15 protein-coding genes are annotated in these 20,648 nt (G+C 62.8%); 7 read left to right on the top strand and 8 right to left on the bottom strand.

What is annotated here, in order from left to right; genetic code table 11:
* Entirely contained in the window at nucleotides 1-897 is an 897-nt protein-coding gene (gene zupT, locus PLU72_11845; protein HOT28875.1) for a zinc transporter ZupT, read from the bottom strand.
* A 115-nt stretch (nucleotides 898-1,012) separates the two neighbouring features.
* On the opposite strand from zupT, the gene PLU72_11850 reads away from it, so the two are divergent.
* Entirely contained in the window at nucleotides 1,013-2,371 is a 1,359-nt protein-coding gene (locus PLU72_11850) for a hypothetical protein (protein HOT28876.1), read from the top strand.
* Here the strand turns inward: PLU72_11850 and PLU72_11855 are convergent.
* The 5 genes from PLU72_11855 to PLU72_11875 form a co-directional block, all read right to left on the bottom strand.
* Nucleotides 2,365-3,813, bottom strand: a complete 1,449-nt coding sequence (locus tag PLU72_11855; protein HOT28877.1) for an FAD-linked oxidase C-terminal domain-containing protein — start codon at nucleotides 3,811-3,813, stop codon at nucleotides 2,365-2,367. The genes PLU72_11850 and PLU72_11855 overlap by 7 nt on opposite strands.
* A complete protein-coding gene (locus PLU72_11860; GenBank protein HOT28878.1) occupies nucleotides 3,810-4,826 on the bottom strand; it encodes an electron transfer flavoprotein subunit alpha/FixB family protein in 1,017 nt (338 codons plus the stop codon). The genes PLU72_11855 and PLU72_11860 overlap by 4 nt, the downstream gene beginning before the upstream one ends.
* Nucleotides 4,827-4,852: 26 nt before the next feature.
* A complete protein-coding gene (locus PLU72_11865) occupies nucleotides 4,853-5,668 on the bottom strand; it encodes an electron transfer flavoprotein subunit beta/FixA family protein (GenBank protein HOT28879.1) in 816 nt (271 codons plus the stop codon).
* A gap of 192 nt (nucleotides 5,669-5,860) precedes the next feature.
* Complete coding sequence (locus PLU72_11870) at nucleotides 5,861-6,373, bottom strand: hypothetical protein (GenBank protein HOT28880.1); 513 nt, start codon at nucleotides 6,371-6,373, stop codon at nucleotides 5,861-5,863.
* 69 nt (nucleotides 6,374-6,442) lie between these two features.
* Nucleotides 6,443-9,451, bottom strand: a complete 3,009-nt coding sequence (locus tag PLU72_11875) for an ATP-binding protein (protein ID HOT28881.1) — start codon at nucleotides 9,449-9,451, stop codon at nucleotides 6,443-6,445.
* Nucleotides 9,452-9,599: 148 nt separating this feature from the next.
* Between PLU72_11875 and PLU72_11880 the strand changes: the two genes are divergently transcribed.
* From PLU72_11880 to PLU72_11895, 4 genes are all read left to right on the top strand, one after another.
* Nucleotides 9,600-9,845, top strand: coding sequence for a hypothetical protein (locus tag PLU72_11880; GenBank protein HOT28882.1), 246 nt, complete (start codon nucleotides 9,600-9,602; stop codon nucleotides 9,843-9,845).
* Nucleotides 9,842-11,029 carry a methylated-DNA--[protein]-cysteine S-methyltransferase gene (locus PLU72_11885; GenBank protein HOT28883.1) on the top strand — a complete coding sequence of 396 codons (1,188 nt, stop codon included), beginning with the start codon at nucleotides 9,842-9,844 and terminating at the stop codon, nucleotides 11,027-11,029. Before PLU72_11880 ends, PLU72_11885 begins: the two co-directional genes overlap by 4 nt.
* A 127-nt stretch (nucleotides 11,030-11,156) precedes the next feature.
* The gene (locus PLU72_11890; GenBank protein HOT28884.1) at nucleotides 11,157-13,562 is read left to right on the top strand and encodes an alpha-amylase family glycosyl hydrolase; all 2,406 of its coding nucleotides are present in this window, start codon (nucleotides 11,157-11,159) and stop codon (nucleotides 13,560-13,562) included.
* A gap of 143 nt (nucleotides 13,563-13,705) precedes the next feature.
* Nucleotides 13,706-15,634 carry a phospholipase D-like domain-containing protein gene (locus PLU72_11895; GenBank protein ID HOT28885.1) on the top strand — a complete coding sequence of 643 codons (1,929 nt, stop codon included), beginning with the start codon at nucleotides 13,706-13,708 and terminating at the stop codon, nucleotides 15,632-15,634.
* A gap of 91 nt (nucleotides 15,635-15,725) precedes the next feature.
* On the opposite strand, the gene PLU72_11900 is transcribed toward PLU72_11895, so the two are convergent.
* Complete coding sequence (locus tag PLU72_11900) at nucleotides 15,726-15,920, bottom strand: hypothetical protein (GenBank protein ID HOT28886.1); 195 nt, start codon at nucleotides 15,918-15,920, stop codon at nucleotides 15,726-15,728.
* 396 nt (nucleotides 15,921-16,316) lie between these two features.
* On the opposite strand from PLU72_11900, the gene PLU72_11905 reads away from it, so the two are divergent.
* Nucleotides 16,317-17,996, top strand: coding sequence for a nucleoside kinase (locus PLU72_11905; protein HOT28887.1), 1,680 nt, complete (start codon nucleotides 16,317-16,319; stop codon nucleotides 17,994-17,996).
* Nucleotides 17,996-18,868 carry a TIGR02757 family protein gene (locus PLU72_11910; GenBank protein HOT28888.1) on the top strand — a complete coding sequence of 291 codons (873 nt, stop codon included), beginning with the start codon at nucleotides 17,996-17,998 and terminating at the stop codon, nucleotides 18,866-18,868. The genes PLU72_11905 and PLU72_11910 overlap by 1 nt, the downstream gene beginning before the upstream one ends.
* Before the next feature lie 62 nt (nucleotides 18,869-18,930).
* On the opposite strand, the gene PLU72_11915 is transcribed toward PLU72_11910, so the two are convergent.
* Nucleotides 18,931-20,637 (bottom strand): hypothetical protein, encoded by a 1,707-nt coding sequence (locus PLU72_11915; protein HOT28889.1) that lies wholly within the window; start codon nucleotides 20,635-20,637, stop codon nucleotides 18,931-18,933.
* Nucleotides 20,638-20,648 lie beyond the last annotated feature (11 nt).

Raw genomic sequence — 20,648 nt, forward strand, 5'->3', positions numbered from 1 at the left:
TCAGCGCATCAGGAGAATGCTCGCCGCCATGACCATCATGCCGGCGACGACGCCGAAGATCGACAGGTGATGCTCGCCGTATTTCTCGGCCGTGGGCAACAGTTCGTCGAGCGAGATGAACACCATGATTCCCGCGACCGCGCCGAACAGGACGCCGAACACGGCATCGCTGAAAAACCGCAGCAACAGGAAGTATCCCGCGAGGGCGCCGATCGGCTCAGCCAGCCCCGAGAGAAAGGAGAGCTGGAAGGCGCGGCGCCGGCTTCCCGTGGCGTGGTAAATCGGCACCGAGACGGCGATGCCTTCGGGAACGTTATGGATGGCGACGGCGACGGCGATGCCGAGGCCCATCGTCGGGTCTTTCAGGGCCGCGATGAACGTGGCGAGCCCCTCGGGGAAGTTGTGAATGCCGATGGCCAGGGCGGAAAACACGCCCATGCGCAGAAGCTCGTGCTTGCGGACCGGCGCGGCCGCAGCGGCGGGCTTGTCGGAACAGTCTTCGGACGTTTCCGGGCACTCGAAATCCTCGCCAAGTTCCTCGATATTTCTGATTTCGTGCGGATTCTCGAACGACGGCACGAGCTGGTCGATCAGCGCCGAGCCGATCATGCCGGCAAAAAACGCCGCCACGGCATATATTTCCCCGTATTTTTCACCGAACCCGGAGGTCAGAGCGGTCTGGGCCTTGGGCATGATCTCGAGCATCGACACGTAGATCATGACGCCCGCCGAAAAGCCGAGCGTTCCGGAAAGGAAGCCGGTATTGGTGCGCTTCGTGAGAAACGCCAGGAGGCTGCCGATTCCCGTTGCGAGGCCCGCGAAGAGGGTCAGGGCGAAAGCGAACACCAGCGGGCTCGAGCCCATTCCGCATTTCCCTTCCTGGAAATAGTTTTCCATATGTATCGGGTTTCCCGAGAGAATCCCGTCTCGCTGTTCATCGACCGGCCCCAATGATAGTATGTTCCCACGATTTTTCAAGCGCATGCGTACAAACGAGGAAAATCTCACTCCCATGGACGATACGGCCCGGGTAAACCCACCAAGGCAAAGGATCAGCGCGTCGACGCTCGTCGTCGTCGGCCTCCTGCTGATGGGCTGCGCGGTGCGTTTCGCCGTTCACGATGAGCTGGCCAGCAGCTACGGCTTCTACTACTACCCTCCCCCGATCTCCGACATGGCCATCCATATCGGCCTGGCGAAAGAAGTCGCGGCTGGACGCTCTCCCCAGCCGGTCATGTATACGAACCCCGGCTATTACCACCTGCTCGCGCTCGTTTTCAGACTCGGCGGCGGCCAGGAATGGATGCTTCTCCTTCAGATGTTGCTCGGCGCCGGCATCGGGCCGCTTCTCTTCCTTGCCCTCCGCCGGGCCGGCCTAGGATTTGCAGCTTCGGCGGCGGCCGGGTGCCTGCTCGCCCTCAACCAGTCGCTCGTGTTCCACGAGCAGTTCCTCCTCCTCGAGCCGTTGCACACCGTCTGTTTCAGCGCGCTCATCGCCGTTCTTCTGGCCATCCCCCCGAGTCTCTTCCAAGGGGTTCTTACCGTGACGCTCGTCGGATTTCTTCATCTGCTGAGGCCGAATATCGTGGTCTTCTGGCCCGCGGTGCTCTGGTGGCTGCGAAAACGGGGCGCATCCGCAGCGACTCTCGTTCTGATGTCCGGCGGCGCGCTCTTCTTCCTGCTTCCAGTCCCCTTCCTGACATGGTCGTCGACCGGCACCCTCGTTTTCGGAACCCAGAATCTCGGCGACAATTTCTTCATCGGAAATCACTCCGATGCCAACGGCACCTTTCAGATCGGCAAGGCGTTCCAGCGCGTCAAGCAGGAAGCCGCCGCTCTGCCGGCGGAACAACGCACCGCGCACTGGCTGAAGGAAACGATTCGTTCGTGGGAGTCGCCGGCCGGCTGGCTCAGACTGACGATGCGCAAGCTCTGCCTCGTATGGGGAGCTTGGGAGCTTCCCAGCAACGTCAGTCTCAAGGCCATGGAATCCTACTCGCCTGCGCTGGCTTCTCCCCTCTTGATCCGGTTCGGCCTGCTCGGGCCGCTCGGCCTCGTCGGCATCGGCCTTCTCGCGCTTGGTCGCCCCGCCCGCCTCCGCGATCTCGGCCTCTTCCTGGCGATCAGCGCCGTCCTTCTGACGCTCATGATCGCCGCCTTTTTCGTGCTCGGACGGTATCGCCTTCCCCTGGCCGTCATCCTCTCGATTGGAGCGGGCCATGCCCTCACCCTTCTCGTCACCGACAGTCGGGTACGGTGGAGGATCCTGGCCGCCGCGCTCGTTGCCGCCTACCTGGTCAACGGCCCGCTGAACGCGTTTACCTGGCCCGAGATCGCACCGTACGGCTTTCCGCCGTCCCTGCGCTACTGACCGCAGGATACCAGGTCGAAGATTTTTCCCGGGTTCAGGATGCCGGCCGGATCGAGCGCGCGCTTGATGCCCCGCATCATCTCCATGTATGCCGGCGGGCAAACCATCGGCATGTATTCCTTGCGCTTGTGGCCGATGCCGTGCTCGCCCGACAGCGTTCCGCCCAGGCCCGCGGTGATGGTGTAGAGCTGTTTCAGGATGCGCGGCAGCCTCTCGGCCCACTCCGCGTCGGTCCAGGCGGGATTCATCACGGGGGTCGCGTGGAGGTTGCCGTCTCCGGCGTGGCCGTAGCAGGGGATCTCGATGTCCCATTCCCGGGCCAGCTTCTCGACGCCGTCGACCATCGCCGGGATCGCGGCGATCGGAACGACGATGTCTTCGAGGCTCTGGCGCGGACTGCGCACCTTGAACGCCTCGGCGATGTTGCGGCGCACCTTCCAGACGCGCTCGGACGTCGTCGCGTTGTCGGCCACGAACACCTCGATCGCCCCGGCCGCAAGGCAGCGCTCGCCGACGATCTCGTATTCCCGTTCGACCTGGGCGGGATCGGCGCCGTCGACCGTGATCAGCAGCATCGCGCCGCACGCCTCCCAGGGAAGCGACTCGTTCAGATATCGGCACGACGCTTCGATGCTGGTGCGGTCCATGAATTCTATCGCTGTGGGTATAATGCCTCCCTCGGCGACGATCTTCGGGACGACGGCGATCGCTTCCGCGGGCGTTTTGAACAGGACCAGCAGGTCGGTGCTCGCCTTCGGCAGGGGCATCAGTTTCAGCGTGATCTCGGTGAACACGGCCAGCGTCCCTTCCGAGCCGACCATCAGCGGGATCAGGTTGTAGCCGGTCACGTCCTTGACGAGTTTGCCGCCCAGCTTCACGATCTCGCCGGCCGGCGTCACGATCTCCAGGCCAAGCACGTACCGGCCGGTCACCCCGTATTTCACGGCTTTGCCGCCGCCGGCGTTCTCGGCGACGTTGCCGCCGATGCAGCAGGTTTCGAGGCTCATCGGATACCCCGCGTAGAAGAGGCCGGCGTCGCGCACCCGGGCGTTGATCTCGTTGGTGACGACGCCCGGCTGGACCGTGATCGTGAGGTTCGCGGCGTCGAACTCGACGATGCGGTTCATGCGCTCGAACGTCATCACGATCCCGCCGAACAGCGGGACGGCCCCGCCGGAAAGGCCGCTGCCGGCCCCCCTGGGCGTGACGGGAATTCGCTCCCGGCTCGCGAGTTTCATCACGGCCGCCACCTCCGCCGTCGATGCCGGTTTCACCACTGCTTCCGGCAGATGGGGCTTCGCGTCGCCGCACTCGGCCGCCTCATCGCGGGCATACGCCTCGAGCCGCTCGGGATCGCCCCAGATGACGTTCTCCGCCCCAAGCATCGTTCTCAGTTCTTCGACGTGGGCCGGGGCTAACGATATATATCTATGCGTATTCATTTCTTTTCCTCCGCCGACGCCCCCGGCAGGGCCTCGATGATGGCGGGCACGGCCTCGAACAGGTCCCCCACGATGCCGAAATCGGCGAATCGAAAGATCCAGGCATCCGGGTCGGCGTTCACGGCGACGATCGTGCCGGCCGTCTGCATGCCGGCGATATGTTGTATAGCGCCTGATACACCAAGTCCGACGTAAAGTGCGGGAGCGACCGTTTTCCCGGAAAGACCGATCTGATGGGGATACGAGAGCCAGCCTCGGTCCACGGCGTCGCGCGTGCCGCCGATCGCCGCGCCCAGCCGTTCCGCGAGACGCCTGGCGGGGGCGATGCCCTCGGCCTTCCGCACGCCGCGGCCAACGCAGACGATCCGATCGGCCTCCGCGATATCATGCGACTCCTCGCGGGGAATGAAGCCGGTTCTGCGCACCCGGGACGCCAGGGTTTCGGGCTTCGGTGTCCGGCGCTCGATCGTCCCCGTTCTGCCCGGCACCCGGGGCGCCGGCGCCGTGCTGCGCGGCCGGACCGTGGCCATCTGCGGCCGGTGCGACGGGGTTTTAATCGTGGCCATGACGTTTCCGCCGATCGCGGGCCGGGTCTGGAGCAGCAGTCCCGTCTGCGGGTCGATCTCGAGACCGGTGCAGTCGGCCGTGAGACCGGTATTGGCCTTGATCGCCAGATACGGCATGAGGGTCCGGCCCGTCGTCGTTGCGGCCGCGATGAAGATTTCCGGATCGCGCTCCCCGGCCAGTTCCATCAGGCAGGCGGTGTACCGTTCGCAGTCGAAGTGGGCCAATTCGGGCGCCTCGATCGCCACGACGAGGTCAGCCCCCCGCTCTCCAAGCTCGGCCATGTCCCCTTCGCCAACGGCGTCGCCGCACAGGACGACGGACAGCAGGGCTCCGCACGCGTCGGCGAGGGCTCGCCCGCGGGTGAGAAGTTCGTGCGTGACCGGAAGGACCCGTCCGTCGCGCTGCTCTCCGAGAACCCATACTTCACGGTTGTTTCGTGCGTTCATTTCACGTGTTCTCCGATGGTCCGGGCTCAGACGAGGTGTCTGTCGCGCAGGAAAGCGGCCAACCGGGCCGCCGCGACGCGCATCGAGGCTGCATCGGGAGCGGCGATCTTCTCGCACGTGCGCGACACGCGCGGCCTGGCGAGCGAAACCACCCGCGTCGGCGAACCCGCGAGACCGAGGCATTCCGGCGGCAGATCGAGTTCGTCGCGGCCCCAGCAGGGAATTTCGGCCGCCCGCGCGCGCTGTTTTCCCCGCAGCGTCGGAAGTCGGGGCGCGGCAATCTCCTTGACGACGGTGACGACGCCTGGAAGGCGCATCTCGAGCAGCTCGTATCCGTCCTCGGTCAGGCGCCTGAGCCGGCAGCAACCGACGCCGGCGGCGTCTCCGCCTTCGTCGATGGCCGACACGTATGTCACGACGGGCAGATCGAGCCAGGAGGCAAGCGCCGGCCCCGTCTGGCCGGTGTCCCCGTCGACCGCCCGCTCCCCGCAGAGAATCAGGGTTTGCTCGTCGAAACCGAGTCGCCGAAGGGCCGCCGCGAGCACACGGCTCGTCGCCCAGGTGTCGGCGCCGGCAAAGGCCTTGTCGCTGAGCAGAACGGCCCCGTCGGCACCCATGGCGATCGCCTCCCGGAGGGCCGTCACGGCTTTGGGCGGCCCCATGGTGAGGACGACGACCTCGCCGCCGTGCCGTTCCCTGAGCCTGAACGCCGCTTCCAGCGCATAGAGGTCGAGAGGGTTGATGATCGCCTCGACGCCGTCGCGAATCATCGTTCCGGTTTTTTCATCCATCTTCACCGAGTTCGTCTCGGGCACCTGCTTGATCGGGACGATGCAGCGCATCCGTTCCTCCCTGTCTTCGAAAATATCCAGCCATCGGGCAACCATATCATGGGCGACCGCCTCGTACAAGGCACGTGAGTTCGTCTTCGGCCGGGTCCGGCGCGCATGAAGAGGATTTCAGCCGGCGGAGGGCATCACGGTCGGAGACACGCGGGTCGCCCCGCTCGTGGACGGGGCATCACGCCCCGGTCTTCACAGCATGTAATCGTTTTCGATCTCGACCATCAGCTCCGTGCCAGCCGGGATGTCGATGTGGTGCCCCTTGACGAACGCCCCGCCGACCACGCCGATCGGGCCGAGGATGATGTAGCCGGCCGCGGACGCGCCGGCGGCGAGCCCCATCGACTGGTTCGCCTTGATGGAGCGCTCGCCGAGCACGATCGGGATCTGCGTTCCGCGGACGCTCGTGACGAACAGGTAGCGGATCTTGATGCTCCCGTTTCGGCCGAATCTCCCCGGGCCGCGCACCTTCTCGAGCTGGGCCTGGGCCTCGGCGCCCTTTTTGATCACGACTCGCTTCCCGATCTGGATGGCATCGACGACGCTGAGCTTGACCATCTCTCCGGTTTTGTTCGTACGCGTCGACAGGTTTTTTTCGAGCTTGAGCCGCACGAGGGTTCCCTTCGGGATCAGGGTGTCAGCGATGATCCGGGAAGGAAGCAGGAACAGGCACATCATGATCACCAGGCAACATACGTTCTTCATGGCAACTCCAATGTATATTTATTCATATCGTTCAACCGATTCCGTGTATGTTCGGTCCGAACCGGTGGTTCACCCGGAGCTTGCGAGGGTTTCGCGAATCTTGCCCGCGAGATCGCCAATCTCGAAAGGCTTCTGAATGAACATCGTCCCAGGCTCGAGCACGCCATGGTTGCCGATGACATCAGCCGTATATCCAGACATATACAATATCTTCAGGGGCTTTTCCAGCTCTTCACGGATGCGCTCGCCCACCTGTTTTCCGGTCATATCCGGCAATATCACATCCATCAGTACCATGTCGATCTTCCCGCCCTCCCGACGGGCGACCGCGATCGCCTCGGCACCGCTGGAGACGGCAAAGGTCCGGTATCCGAGCTCCTCGAGCATGGTGAGCGTCAGGTTCCTCACCATGTCCTGGTCCTCGACGATCAGGATCGTCTCGTTTCCGCCGACGGTTTTCGGCCTGTCTTCCGCCGCCGGATGCGCCGCTTCGGGAGACACCTGCGCGGCCGGGAAAAAGATCTCGACGACCGTTCCCTTGCCGACCTCGCTGGTAACGGCGATACAGCCGGAATGCTGCTGGACGATCCCGTGGACGATCGCCAGACCGAGACCCGTTCCCTTGCCCGAGCCGTGGCCGTGGGTCGTGAAAAACGGTTCGAACATCCGGCCGATCTCTTCCGGCGTCATCCCCACGCCGGTATCCCGGACCGTGAACACGACGTGCAGTCCGTCGGAAATGTCCGGATGCGCCTCGAGAAACACCTTGTCGGGCTTTTCGAAACGCGTCTCGAAAATGAGGTCGCCGCCGTTCGGCATCGCGTCCTGAGAGTTCAGGGCCAGGTTCAGCACGACCTGTTCGATCTGGCCGGAATCGCCCATGATGCCGGCGGCCTCGGGTGTGAACCGGCATTCGACCCGGATGTCCTCCCGCAGCGTCCGATGGAGCATCGGCATGAAATCCCGGATGACCGAGTTGAGATCGAGGTACCGGAAGCACATCACCTGTTTGCGGGCGAAGGCCAGCAACTGAGAGATCAGCGCCCGGCAGCGATTTCCCGCCGTGCTGATATGGTCGACCATCGGCCGGAGCCGGTCGGAAGCCGGAATCATCTGTTTCATGATCTGCGCGTAGCCCAGGACGGGCGTCAGCATGTTGTTGAAATCGTGAGCGACGCCCCCGGCAAGCCTTCCGACGGATTCGAGCTTCTGTGCCTGGCGGAGCTGCTCCTCGACGTGGCGAAGCTTCTCGTCGGCCTCCTTGCGCGCCGAGATGTCGCGGACCGTGGCGATAACGCAGGGCTCGCCGGACAGCACGACCCGCCGGAGGGCTACTTCCGTCCAGAACACACGACCGGTCAAGTCGCGGCTTCGCCATTCGAACACCGGCGACTCCCCCGCCAGGGCACGCTCGATCCAGCGGCGGCCGTCTTCGAGCGTGTAGGGCGGTTCACCGCTGCTGGTGATCTCGAGACTCATCTCGAGCGCCTGGCTCCTGGTGCATTGAAACATCTCGCACATCCGGTCGTTCACCCGGATGATGGCGCCATGCGAATCATGGACGAAGATGGCGTCGCTCACCCCGTTGAAAAGCACCTCGAGCATCTGCTCGTTCTCAGCGATCTGCCGAACCATCACATTCGCGCTGTCGGCGAGGTTCCGGAGTTCATCATAGCTCCCGCTCTCCACATCCTTCCACGCGTTCCCCTTGCTGATGCTGGAGATCGAGCTGATCAGCTCGTTCACGGGGCCGGCGAAACGCCTGCCACCCCATGCGCCCAGAACGGCGGCAATCAGCGCGGAAATGACGATGAACGAGGTCAGGAACAGGGTGTAATCCGCGCGCGCCGAATCAATGCCAGCCAAAACGGGCTGAAGAGCCGAAAGCGCCTCCTCGATCGGAAGCACAAGTCCGATGCTCCAGCCCGCCTGGCCGATCGGGCAGTAGGCAACGATCTTTTTTCCGCCGGGAAATTCGATCGTTTCGACCCCCGTTTTCTGCGCGACCATCTGCACGTACAGATGTCGCAGCGATACGGGACATCCGTCGGCGATGGTATCCTGGAGAGCCCGTTCGAGGCGGTCGTTCCAGGATTGGGCGCCGTACGGCCTGCAGGATTCCCTGAGAGCCTCCTTCAGCAGAGGGGTGCAGGCCAGCTCGTCGATTCCCGCTTCGGGCAGGGCCAGGGGGGCGCCGGTCGAGGAGATCATGAATGCATACCCATTCCTGCCGATATGCAATTCTCTCAGCCATTCGACAAGATTCTGGATCGTGACGTCGACGCCGAGCGTTCCGAGGAACCTGTCGCCGCAATACAACGGCGTGACGCAGCTGATCATCCAGATTTTCTTGATTTCGTCCAGATACGGCTGCATCCATCGGACTTCCCGGCTCGGATTCCTGCCGGGCGTGAACAGGGTCAGATACTCTTCATTCGTCTCATCCAGATCCGCAAGATCCGGGTTTGATGCAATTCCGGATGTATACTCGTCAGGGCAGGTGCTGACGATGCCCGTAGTCGAAACAACCCACACCAGATCGCAGGAGTCGCGGTGTTTTTCGAGAACGGCGAGCTGCCAGGGCATCAGCCTGGCCATGCAGTTCAGAATTCCCGTGGCCTCGGCCCGAAACGCGGGATCTTCCCGAACCCGCTTGGTCAGGGTTCGTCGTACCCAGAGAACGCCGTCGTATCCCAGTCCGTCCCAGTTTCCGTATGCACCGTTTTCCGGATGAACGTATCCGTAGGCCGGCAGTCCGGCGGTATCGCGTTCCCGATACGCAGACTGAACGAGCGACTCGTAGACGCCTGCGGAGCCACAACAGAATCGTTCATACCGGTTGCGCAGCATGACCACGTCCCGGTGATACTCGGCAAGGAAATCCCGCACGATCTGCGCTTTGTCCTGAACGAGCTGGGCAAGCCGGGTCTTTTCGGACTCGATCGCATTGTCTCTGCTCGAAACGACGGCCCGCTCGCCGAGCCGTTCGATGAGGTACGTGCCGGCATACCCGATCGTCAGCAACGGCAGAAGGGACGCCAGGACGAACAGGAGTGACAGCTTCGGAGCGATCCTCATCCGGTCTTTTTCATCTTCTGGTCAGGAACCTCTCACGGGGAACGTGCGCGCCGATGCATCCGCACTTGTTTCATGGTACACTTTTTCCGACGGTCAGACAAGTTGTCATTCCCTCCTCCTTCCGTGAGGAACGCATGAAAGGTGTCCGATGAACGACCAGAAGCCCCCGGCGCCCCCGCCCGACGACATCTACCGGAAACTCAACGTCTTCCGCCCCGTCAGCGACCCGAACGCCCCGAAAAAGCACCCCTGCCCGGACTGTTTTTCCTGCCAATTCTGCTCGGACGACCGATGCGCGATCTGCCTCGCCGGCCAGAAGAGGCGCTGCTGCGGCGCGTGCCCCTCCGGCGCGGCCGGAGAGCCGGCGCCGCCCGCGAAAGAAGAACCGAAATGACGTATTTCCACGCCCTGTTCGAAACGCCGCTCGGCAGATGCGCCGTCGCCTGGAGCAGTCGGGGCGTCCGGGCGCTCCAACTGCCCGACGAGACGGACGCAAAAACCCTGGCCGGACTCCGGAAGCGAGTTCCTTCGTCGACGGAGCGCCTGCCGTCGAAGGACGCGAAACGGGCCATCGAGTTCGTCTCCGGACTTCTGTCGGGCAGCACACGGTCTGTCCCGTTTCCGAGGCTCGACCTCGAAGGCCTTCCCGAATATAATATCAATGTTTATAATTCACTCCGTTCCGTGCAGGCCGGTTCGACCGTCAGTTACGGGGAACTGGCGTCGCGCACGGGAAAACCCGGTGCCGCCCGCGCGGTCGGCCGGATCGTCGGCCTCAACCCGATCCCGCTGCTGATCCCGTGCCACCGGGTCATCGGCGCCGACGGCCGCCTCCACGGTTTTTCGGCGCCGGGCGGCGTCGCCACGAAGCGACGGATTCTCGACCTCGAGGGCACGCCGCTTCCCACGACCTCCCTCGCATCCGCCAGCCAACCCCGGATCGACACCGTCGCGGCGGTCCGCTTTCTGAAATCCCGCGATCCGATCTTGAAAACGCTGATCGAACGCACCGGACCGTGCGGGCTCGCCGTCGACGGCATGAAGAGCCTCTTCGAGACGCTTCTCGAGGCGATCGTGTATCAGCAACTCACAGGCAAGGCCGCCGCCACGATCTTCGGCAGGGTGACCGAACTGTTCAGGCCGAAGAGAGTTGTCGAGCCCCTCGACATCCTTCGCGCATCCGACGAGGAACTGCGCAGCGCCGGCCTGTCGGGGCCGAAGATCGCCGCTATCCGGGATCTCGCGGACAAGACGGCCGCCGGCGAACTCCCCTCCGTCGCCGAGCTTCGAAGGCTCGACGACGAGGCGATCGTCGAACGGTTGACGCAGGTGCGCGGCATCGGACGATGGACCGTGGAGATGCTCCTCATCTTCGGTCTCGGAAGACCCGACGTTCTCTCGACGGGCGATTACGGGCTCCGCAAGGGTTACGCCGTGCTGTACAACGGAGGAACGCTCCCCTCCCCGCGCGAGCTCGCCGCCGCCGGCGAGCGCTGGAAGCCTTGGCGGAGCGTCGCGAGCTGGTATCTCTGGCGCGCGGCGGAAGGCGTCCGCCTGCCCGGCGACAAAAGCTGTTGATCGAGATCCGCCTCGAAAGCGGCGAAACCGGAATCTTGACCCGATCGATGATTGCGTGTATGTTTTGCGTGGGCACTCCGGGTGACCGGGTTCATGCACCGCATACATCGAACGGAAGAGTCACGACATGGAAAGCACCGCTCACCTCGAATTTCATTCAGAAAAAGCAACATCCGTTTCCGTCGCGGGAGATTTCAACGACTGGTGCGGTTCGTCGCGCGGCGCCTTCGATCCGTCGCTCGGGAAGATGACCCTCGCGGGGGACTACGTCTGGACGTTCCCGCTGAAAGGCGTCAGTGCCGGCTCCCATCAGTTCAAGTTCGTGATCGACGGCGAGTGGGAGTCCGGTCCGAACCGGTCTTTCTTCCTCGACGAGCACGGGCGTCTGGTCGACCCCACCGGCGGCATTCTATCCGTCGTTCTCGAGAGCCAGACGACGATCCGCGTGAGGTTCAACTACCTTACGAAGCTCCCGAAGTTTCTCGAGCAGTTGTCATTCTATATCAAACCGCATGGAACGCTTCTCAGCATCGACCGACATCCGGCACGGCACGGCGAAGGCGAGATCCTCGACCTCCACTGCCGCGACCTGGACATCACATCGAACATGCACCTCGACGTCAAGGGACTCGGCGAAAAGACCGTGACCCGGCCGATCCTTCCCGACGGGATGTTTCTGAAAACCTTCATTTCCCAGAAACCGCTCGGCGCCGTCGTCGAGGGAACCGACACGGTCTTCAGGCTGTTCGCGCCGCGGGCGAAGAGCGTCCGGCTCCACCTCGCAGGCGATCCTGCCATGCACCGGCAGATCGCCTCGCAGAAAGGCGTCAGAGACGCCGACGGCGTCTGGGAAATGCGCGTGCCCGGCACCCATTGGGGCTGTTTTTACGGGTTCCACGTCGATGGGCCGCACGGCGAGGGCGAGGGGTTCGACGCGAAAAAACTCTGGCCCGACCCGTACTGCCACGCTTCCGTCCATCACAATGGGCCGTCGATCCTCATCGAGCCCGGCGCGACCGGCGGCGGGTTCGGAGGGTGGACCGACCAGGAGTTCAAGACCCCGGCCAAATCCGACCTGGTCATCTGGGAAGCGTCGATCCGCGACTTGACGAGCCACGAGACCTCGAACGTCGAAAAGGAACTCCGGGGCAAGTATCTCGGTCTGGCGTCGACGCCAGGGCGCGGCTCCGGCATCGACCACATGAAAAAGCTCGGGGTGAATGCCGTCGAGTTCCTCCCGGTGTATGAATTCGACGACGATCCTCCCGGGAGCTACCACTGGGGATACATGCCCTCCCTGTTTTTCGCGCCCGAAACGAGCTACGCCCGCTCTCCGCACGGCTCGCAGGTTCACGAGTTCAAAGCCCTCGTCGACATGCTGCACCGGCACGGGATCGCCGTCCTGCTCGACGTGGTCTACAACCACACCGGCGCCCCCCAGGTGCTGATGGGAATCGATCGCAAGTATTTCTACCGCCACGACGGCAATCTGACTCTTCTCAATTTCAGCGGTTGCGGCAACGATTTCAAGAGCGAGAACCCCATGGCCCGCCGCATCATTCTCGACAGTCTCGAACACTGGATTCGCGAGTATCACATCGACGGCTTCCGATTTGACCTCGCCGAACTGCTCGACCATGAAACCCTCGTCGAGATCGAAAAGCGCCTCACCTCGATCAAGCCCGACGTCATCCTGATCTCCGAGCCCTGGAGTTTCAGAGGCTCGAACAAGGGCCAGCTGAAAAACACGGGATGGTCCAACTGGAACGACGATTTCCGCAACCGCGTGAAGGAAGCCGCGCACGGCCGGGGAAGCAGCGACGCGCTCTTCCAGGTGCTGCGCGGCTCGATCGACCTGTGGGCGGCATCCCCCTGGGAATCCGTGAACTACGTCGAGTCGCACGATGATTTCACCCTGACGGACCATCTCACGGAACGAAAGGACCGGGACGGCTCGCACCCCTCGGCGAATGATATAAGGCGAAATATATTTTGCGCGGCCGCCGTTCTGCTGTCTCCGGGTATTCCCATGCTGGCCCAGGGCCAGGAGATGCTCCGCAGCAAAAAGGGCAACGGCAACTCCTACAACGCGGGCGACGGCGTGAACGCCGTCGATTACGGCCTGCGCGAACGGCACCGCCAGGTCTTCGATTTCTACCGCGGTCTGATCGAGTTCAGGCGTTCGCCCGAGGGCCGGCTGCTGCGCGAAGCCGATGCAACCTCGTGCCGCGCCGTCGAGAAGGTGTACGGCTCCACGCCGCTCTCCATCGGCTTGATCTGGCGCGATGCGACGAAACCCAGGGAAACCCTTATCGTTCTGTACAACGGCGACCAGCACCTCAAAGCCAAGTTCACGCTGAAGCTCCAGGCCGGATCTTGGGTGCGGCTCGTCGGAGACGGCAAGGTGTTTTCACGCACATCGTTCGATCGCCGCGAGATGGCCGTCTCGCACGCCGACGTCGAAAACGGCGTGACGTTGGAAATCCCTGCGATCGGCGTCGAAGTCTGGTCGTTTGCCGGCCGCAAGCATTGACGGCCTGACGCACGTCCCTGGCGTTGCATTGGGCCTCCGCTCGGCTCAGGAAGTCTTTTCTTTTCTGCCGCTGGAAGAACGCTCCAGTTTTGCGTACCATTGAATCGGTTTTTTCCTCCATTTCGCTTTCCGAGGGGTCTTCGATGAATCTATGCTCCCGAACGACGATCGCCGCCGCCCTCCTCGCCGTCATGCTCGCATCTCATGGAATTGGGGAGGCGGCGCCGAGAACCGATGTCTCCCGTCAGCCGATCAACGTCGCCTTTGGCCCCTCCACGCCCGAGGCGGAAGGCCTCGATGACGCATTCATCTCGTTCGTGGACGCCGCCGAGTCGACGCTCGACATGGCCTTCTACGAAATCCGACTCGACAACATCGTCGATGCGCTGATCCGCGCTCACAAACGCGGGGTCGCCATCCGCCTCGTCGTCGACAATGACAACTACCTGTTCCGCCAGGCTCCGGTCGAGGAGGGTGACGAGGAAGCCGACCCGGCGGGAAACGAAGAACAGATTCTGCATTCCGGGTCGCGCGCGGCTGCCGTTTCCCCGAAACTGAACCCCTTCATCCAGCGCCTCGTCGACGCGGGCATCCAGGTGCATGACGACGAAAACCGCGCCGCCCTCATGCACAACAAATTCGCCGTTCGCGACGGCCGATGGGTCTGGACCGGCAGCTACAACCTGACGGATACCTGCAGCTATAGAAACGTGAACAATGCCGTCTGGATCGACTCGCCCGAATTGGCGGAAGTCTACACGGCCGAGCTCGAGGAAATGTACGAGAAGCACCAGTTCGGCATCTCCTCGCCGAGGCTCGCCTCACGACGCGAGATCAAGGTCGGAACGGCTCGTCTCGAGCCTCTCTTCGCCCCCGAAGACAACCCGAACGCGAGGATCATCGAACTGCTCTCGGCCGCCCGCAAGGAGATCTATTTCATGCAGTTCGCCTTCACGGCGGACGATCTCGGCGACGTCCTCGTCACGAAGCACAAGGAGAAGCTCCGGATCAGCGGCATCTTCGACCGGATTCTCTATCGCAGCACGGGCCCGTTCGGCGAGTTCGCACGTCTGACCGAGGCGGGAATTCCGGTCGTCATCCACGGCGGATCGGGGAAATTCCACAACAAACTGTTCATCATCGACCCGACAGGGGAAGACCCCGTCGTCGTGCTGGGCTCGGAAAACGCGTCATCGAACGGAAACCGCACGAATGACGAAAACGTCCTGATCATCCATTCGGCCGAGATCGCCCGCCTCTACCTCGACGAGTTCCGGAAACAGTTCGGAAAAACCAGCACCGTTTCGGCGGAACTCAGCGTCGGCGAGTTTCCATTCGCCGGAACGACGGTCGGCAACGCGGATCTGCTGGTATTCGCAAACGGGCAGAACGTCAGCGACCTGCGCATCGAGTTCCCTGCGCGATGGAGTCTCGCAAGCCAGAGCTCTTCAGATATCGGCATCTATAGAAACGGCGTCGAGACGACGGCCCGTGAAACGATGAACGTCGATTCGCGGCGCCTCCTCCTCCAACGCGCCGCTCTCGAGGGCAGCGGGCCGAACTCCTGGCTCATGGTCCGGTTTCACAACGTCAACCTGCCGCTCAAGCCGGGCAGTTACGCCATCCCGTGCTCGGTCCGAAGTTCGGGAGGAGAGTTCGTTCCGCTGACGACGCAGCCGACGATTCAAGTCGTCGACGGTCAGAAGCCGTCCGACCTGGCAACCGTCATGGCATACATCAAACGGCTGAATCTGCGACTCGATCAAAGCGGTCCCAAGCTTTCGCCCGACGAGCGCACGCGTCAGCTCGAACGCCTGGCGAACCTGAACGGAAAGCTGTACCAACTGGTCGTCAAAGCCGCTCGAAACGGCGATCTGGACCGGACCGACGCGGGAGTTGCCTTCACGGAAAAGATGAATCCCGAATGGACCAGATACGCCTGTTCGGTCACGGGGGATATGCGAAGCCTGATCGAGGCGCTGAAGTATCAAGCCGTCCACGGGACGGACACGGAGCGGGCAAAAAGCCTCCTGGCCCGCCTGGAAACCTCGCTGAAAAAAGCCCATCCCTGAGGGCCGCCGGGAGACACGATTCCCCTCCGCGTTCGCGAAACGGCGCCCGGCAGTTCCGGGTATCCAGCGTCTGCCGGGCGAGTCGAACGGATCAGCCTTTGTGACAGGTGTCGAACTCGGGGCAGCGTCCCTCGCGGGTCTCGCACTCGAGCATTCCCTCGCTCTTGCCCTTGCAGACGGCTTTCATGCCGGTCATGCGGCGCGCGTGCCGGTTCAGTTCGATTTTCTCTTTCCGAAGTTCCGCAACCTGTTCGTCTGTTAGCTGTCGCTGAGGTGCCATCGTCATACGGCGTATCCTGCCTCCGTGGAATCTGCCCGGCCGTCCGGCCGGGAACGACAGGATACCTGCCCCGCTCCGCTTTGGCAAGCCGCCGGGGAAATTCGGGACGAACGTCTTGACTCGCACCGCGGGGGGATGATAGGTTCATCCGGTTATACAAGAGAAACAACGAAACTCGACGTTTCAAGGAAAGGAACGAAGCCGGCCCTGCCGGGGCACGGCGTATTGAGAGAGATGAACTGCCGCCGCCTCGCGCAATTCCGGGTCATTCCGCGTATCGTCTCGCCGCACGCCGGCCGGCGCCGAGGCCTCTGAACACGTCTCAGAACGGCCCTGCGCCATGCACGGGCCGCTTTTTCCGCGCTCAAGAACCTTTGTTTACATCACCAACAGGGAGATACCATGGACACCGATAAAGATCCGAAGGAAAATCAGATCACGATCACGCTCAAAGACGGTTCGACCCACGTCATCGAGAAAGGGACGCCCCTTCTGGAAATAGCGAAGACGATCACGACCGAGCCGCATCTTCCGCTCCTCTGCGCGAGAGTCGACAACGACATCCGCGGCCTGGATTACGCGCCGACGATGGACTGCAGGGTGGAGTTTCTCGACTACCGCTCGAGCGCCGGCCAGGAGTGTTACAGGCGAAGCATCTCCTTCGTCCTCGCGCGCGCCGTGCTCGAGATGTACCGGAACGCCCGTCTGGTCATCGGCCACTCGATCGGAAACGCGTTCTATTACGACTTCTATACCGACGTCCCCGTCTCCGAGATGATTCTCGGCTTCATCAAGGACCGCATGACGGCGATCATCGGCAAGAACGAAGTGTTCGAAAAACGCACGCTGAGCCGCGCCGAAGCCTCGGCGATGTTCAAGAAGGAAGGATATCCCGAAAAGGCGCGCCTCGTCCAGAACATCAACAACGACGACATCGGCGTCGTATCGTGCTGGAAATATATCGACCTCGATCTCGGCCCGATGGTCCCCTCGACCGGCTACCTGAACGTCTTCGAACTGAAGCAGTATGCGAACGGCTTCGTTCTGCTGTTCCCCGATGCGAAGGACCCGACGAAACCGTCGGGCATCGCCGATCAGCCCAAGATTTTCCAGGTGTATCGCGAGAGCAAGGAGTGGGGCAAGATCCTCGAGGCGAACAACGTCGGCCGCCTCAACCACATGATCCAGACCGGCCAGGTGTCCGACTTCATCAAGGTCGCCGAGGCCCTTCACGAGAAGAAGATCGGCATCATCGGCGACGAGATCATCCGACGCAAGACGGCCCGCATGGTGCTGATCGCCGGCCCCTCCAGCTCAGGCAAGACGACCTTCAGCAAGCGTCTCTGCATCCAGCTGCGCGTCAACGGCCTGCGCCCGATCGCCCTTTCCCTCGACAACTACTTCCTCAACCGCGACCAGACCCCGCGCGACGAGAGCGGCGACTACGACTTCGAAGACATCCACGCCCTCGACCTCGACCTGATCCACGAACACCTCGCCGCCGTCCTCCAGGGCCGCGAGATCCAGATCCCGAAATACGACTTCGCCACGGGAATGCGCCGCAAGGAAACAACGCCCCTGCGCATCAACGAAGACCAGATCCTCATCATCGAGGGGATCCACGGCTTGAACGACGAGCTGACCTCGACGGTCCCGGCTTCCGCGAAGTTCAAGATCTACATCTCCGCCCTGACCCAACTCGTCATCGACGACTACAACCGCATTTCGACGACGGACACCCGCCTGATCAGGCGCACCGTGCGCGACCAGAAATATCGCAGCTATGCCGCGGCCGACACCATCCAGCGCTGGCCGTCCGTCCGGCGCGGCGAGGAGCGCAACATCTTTCCCTTCCAGGAAAAGGCCGACATGGTGTTCAACTCCGCCATCCCCTACGAGCTGTGCGTGCTGAAGACCATCGCCGAACCGCTGTATGCCGACATCCAGCCCGACAACCCGTCATACAGCGAAGCGCGCCGCATTCTGCGCCTCCTCTCCCTGTTCAAGCCTCTCGACCCGAAGGAAGTGCCCCCGACCTCGATTCTGCGCGAGTTCGTCGGCGGCAGCTCGTTCCACTACTGATGACCGGCGCCCCTCACGGGGCTGCCCTTCTGAAGCGGCGGCTGGAAGCGATACTGGCCGGGCACCCCTCAATCGAGCGGGCCGCCCTCGATCCCGTATCGTTTCCCCGCCGCTTCCTCGTCTCCGGCGGATCCCGGCAGGAAATCGAGATCGTCGGCCTTCTCTCCGCAATGCTGGCATACGGGAAACTGGAGGTGTTCACCCGCGTGACGGAAGAGATTCTCCGCCGGGCCGACCAAAGGCTGCTGGAAGTCGCGTGCAAGAAGCGGAAACTGCGCGGCGGATGGCCGGGGTATCGGCTCAGCACGGGAAATGAAATCTCGCGTCTGGTTCACGCCGGGGGCACGGTCATAGCGCTGCGCGGCGGCCTGTTCGAAAGCTTTCTGATCGGGTGGCGGGCGAAACATTCGTTGAAAGACGGTCTGATCGCCCTCCACACCGACCTCGCGAACGCCGCCGCCGACGACGGGAACGGCCCGACGACACGCGGCCTTGCCCACCTCCTCCCCGATCCCGCCAAAGGCGGAGCGGTCAAACGCTGGATGATGTTCACCCGCTGGATGGTTCGCCCGGACGACGGCGTCGATCTGGGATTGTGGCCGCAAATCCCCTCGTCGGCGCTTCTGATGCCTCTCGACCGGCACATCAGCAGGATCGCCAGAAACCTCGGTTTCACGCGCCGAGCCACGGACGACTGGAAGACGGCCGAGGAGGTCACGGCCGCCCTGCGGCGTCTTTCGCCGGAAGACCCGGTCAGATACGATTTCGCCCTCTGCCATCTCGGCATTTCCGGGGACTGCACCCACGGAAGAAACGCCGAAATCTGCGCCGCCTGCGGACTCCGCGACGTCTGCACCGCCGGCAGGGGCTGAACCCTGGCTCCGGGAAAGCGCCTGCCGCCGGCCCTTCGCCGCCGGGCGAAACGGAGTGCGCTTCAGTCTCCGGCCGGCGTTGTCGCAGAGGCAGGCTCGCCCGCTCCGGAAGGAGCATCATATATGTCATTCACTATATATTCAAGCATATCCGCATCGGGATACAGGATGGTTGCGACGCCGAGAAAGGTCCGGCGGATCTCCCCATACCGGGGCCCGTTCCGGGCCAGTGCGACGCCGAAATTGAACGCCCCCTCGTACAGTTCGTATTCCTGCAGAAATCGCGGGTGGAGAAGAATCCGTTTCACGCGCACGGTGTAGTGGGGGTGCGGAAGCCAGATCAGATCTGGCTTCGCGGCCATCACCCGGTCGGCGGAAAACTCCTCGAGGGCGTATTCGGGACTGTTGAGACCGCTCAGGTCGATGATTGGGACGTCGGGACTACCGGCACCGGCATAGCCGTGTTCGGTCGCGGCGATGGTGATGTCGCGGGGAAGGCGCTGCAAAAGAGATGAAAAACCCACGATATTCTGCCAGAAATCCAGTTGCTCGAGGGGCCTGGAAGCGCTCGTGACAACCCTCGCGGGAGGAAGCCCTTCGTCACGAAGATACCGATCGGCGAACGATTCCGGCAAGGCGGGACTCTGAAAGCCCGCAAATATCACACAGGCGGCGGCAAAGCGTGCGGCGTTTCGCCTCCATGGCCGCCATCCGCCTTTTTCCATGAGAAATCGGTCGAGAACGAGCAGCGAACCGATCATCAGGTAAGGAAGAAACGGACACTGATACCGCGCATCGAACCCCATCACGGGAATGAACGTGAAAAAGCAGGCAAACGTCGCCGCCATCGGGGCAAGGAAAGCGACCATCCACGCGAGAGACCGCCGTTCCACGCAGATGACCAGCGTGAAGAAGAACATCATGCCATTGGTGAGAAAATCCTGAAGATACGCGACATGATTCCAGTCACCCTTTCCCGTATATCCCGCGAGCGACGCGAAGGTTTTCGCGTGCGCGCCAAGCGGAAAGAACTGCCCGAAAAGCACGAATTTGAGACCGCCATCCAGGAGGCACAGCAGAGCGAACCCGGCGACGAACGCGGCAATCCAGCGGCGCATGGACTCGGGCCGGCGGGCGACGATGCTCAGCATCGGAAACAGAAGCGCGCAAACGGCATTTTCGGGCCGAACGGCAAGGGCTGCCCCGGCAGCCAAAACCACGACGGAAAGGGCTCCGACGCCGGGCTGCCGGCAGAAGGACAACACGGCACCGATCAGGATCACATGCGAAGCAAACGACAGGGTCGTGTCCATCCCCGTGACGGCGTTCATGGGGAAGATGTTGAGCACGAGAACCAGCGGAAACAGAAACGCTCCGACGAAGACAGGGTTCCGCAGAAGACTGTTTTCGACGTTCCGGACGCCGACGATCCAGAGTCCCAGTAGCGCCGCGAGGCCCACGCTCCACGAAAGCAGCAGCAGGATCGTTCCGGGCGGGAGCGGCAGGATCTTCAAGCCGGCAGCGACCAGGAGCATATACGGAAGGCTGGTTGCGCCGAATACCTGCGCCCCGTCGGGATTCCACGCGATGCCTTTTCCCTCGAGGAGATGAGCGGCATAGCGGACGAACATGTAGGCATCGTCGAACGTCGATTCGGGCATCGCGTCGTACAGTACCACCGCATAGCCGACGAAGGCCGCTGCTACGAGAAGGCTGCATGCCCACCCGGCCCATCGTGCCGGACCGCCATTCATCGTATCGTCGCTCATATCGGGCATCG

This window comes from Candidatus Ozemobacteraceae bacterium, from assembly GCA_035373905.1.
GTDB lineage: Bacteria > Muiribacteriota > Ozemobacteria > Ozemobacterales > Ozemobacteraceae > MWAR01.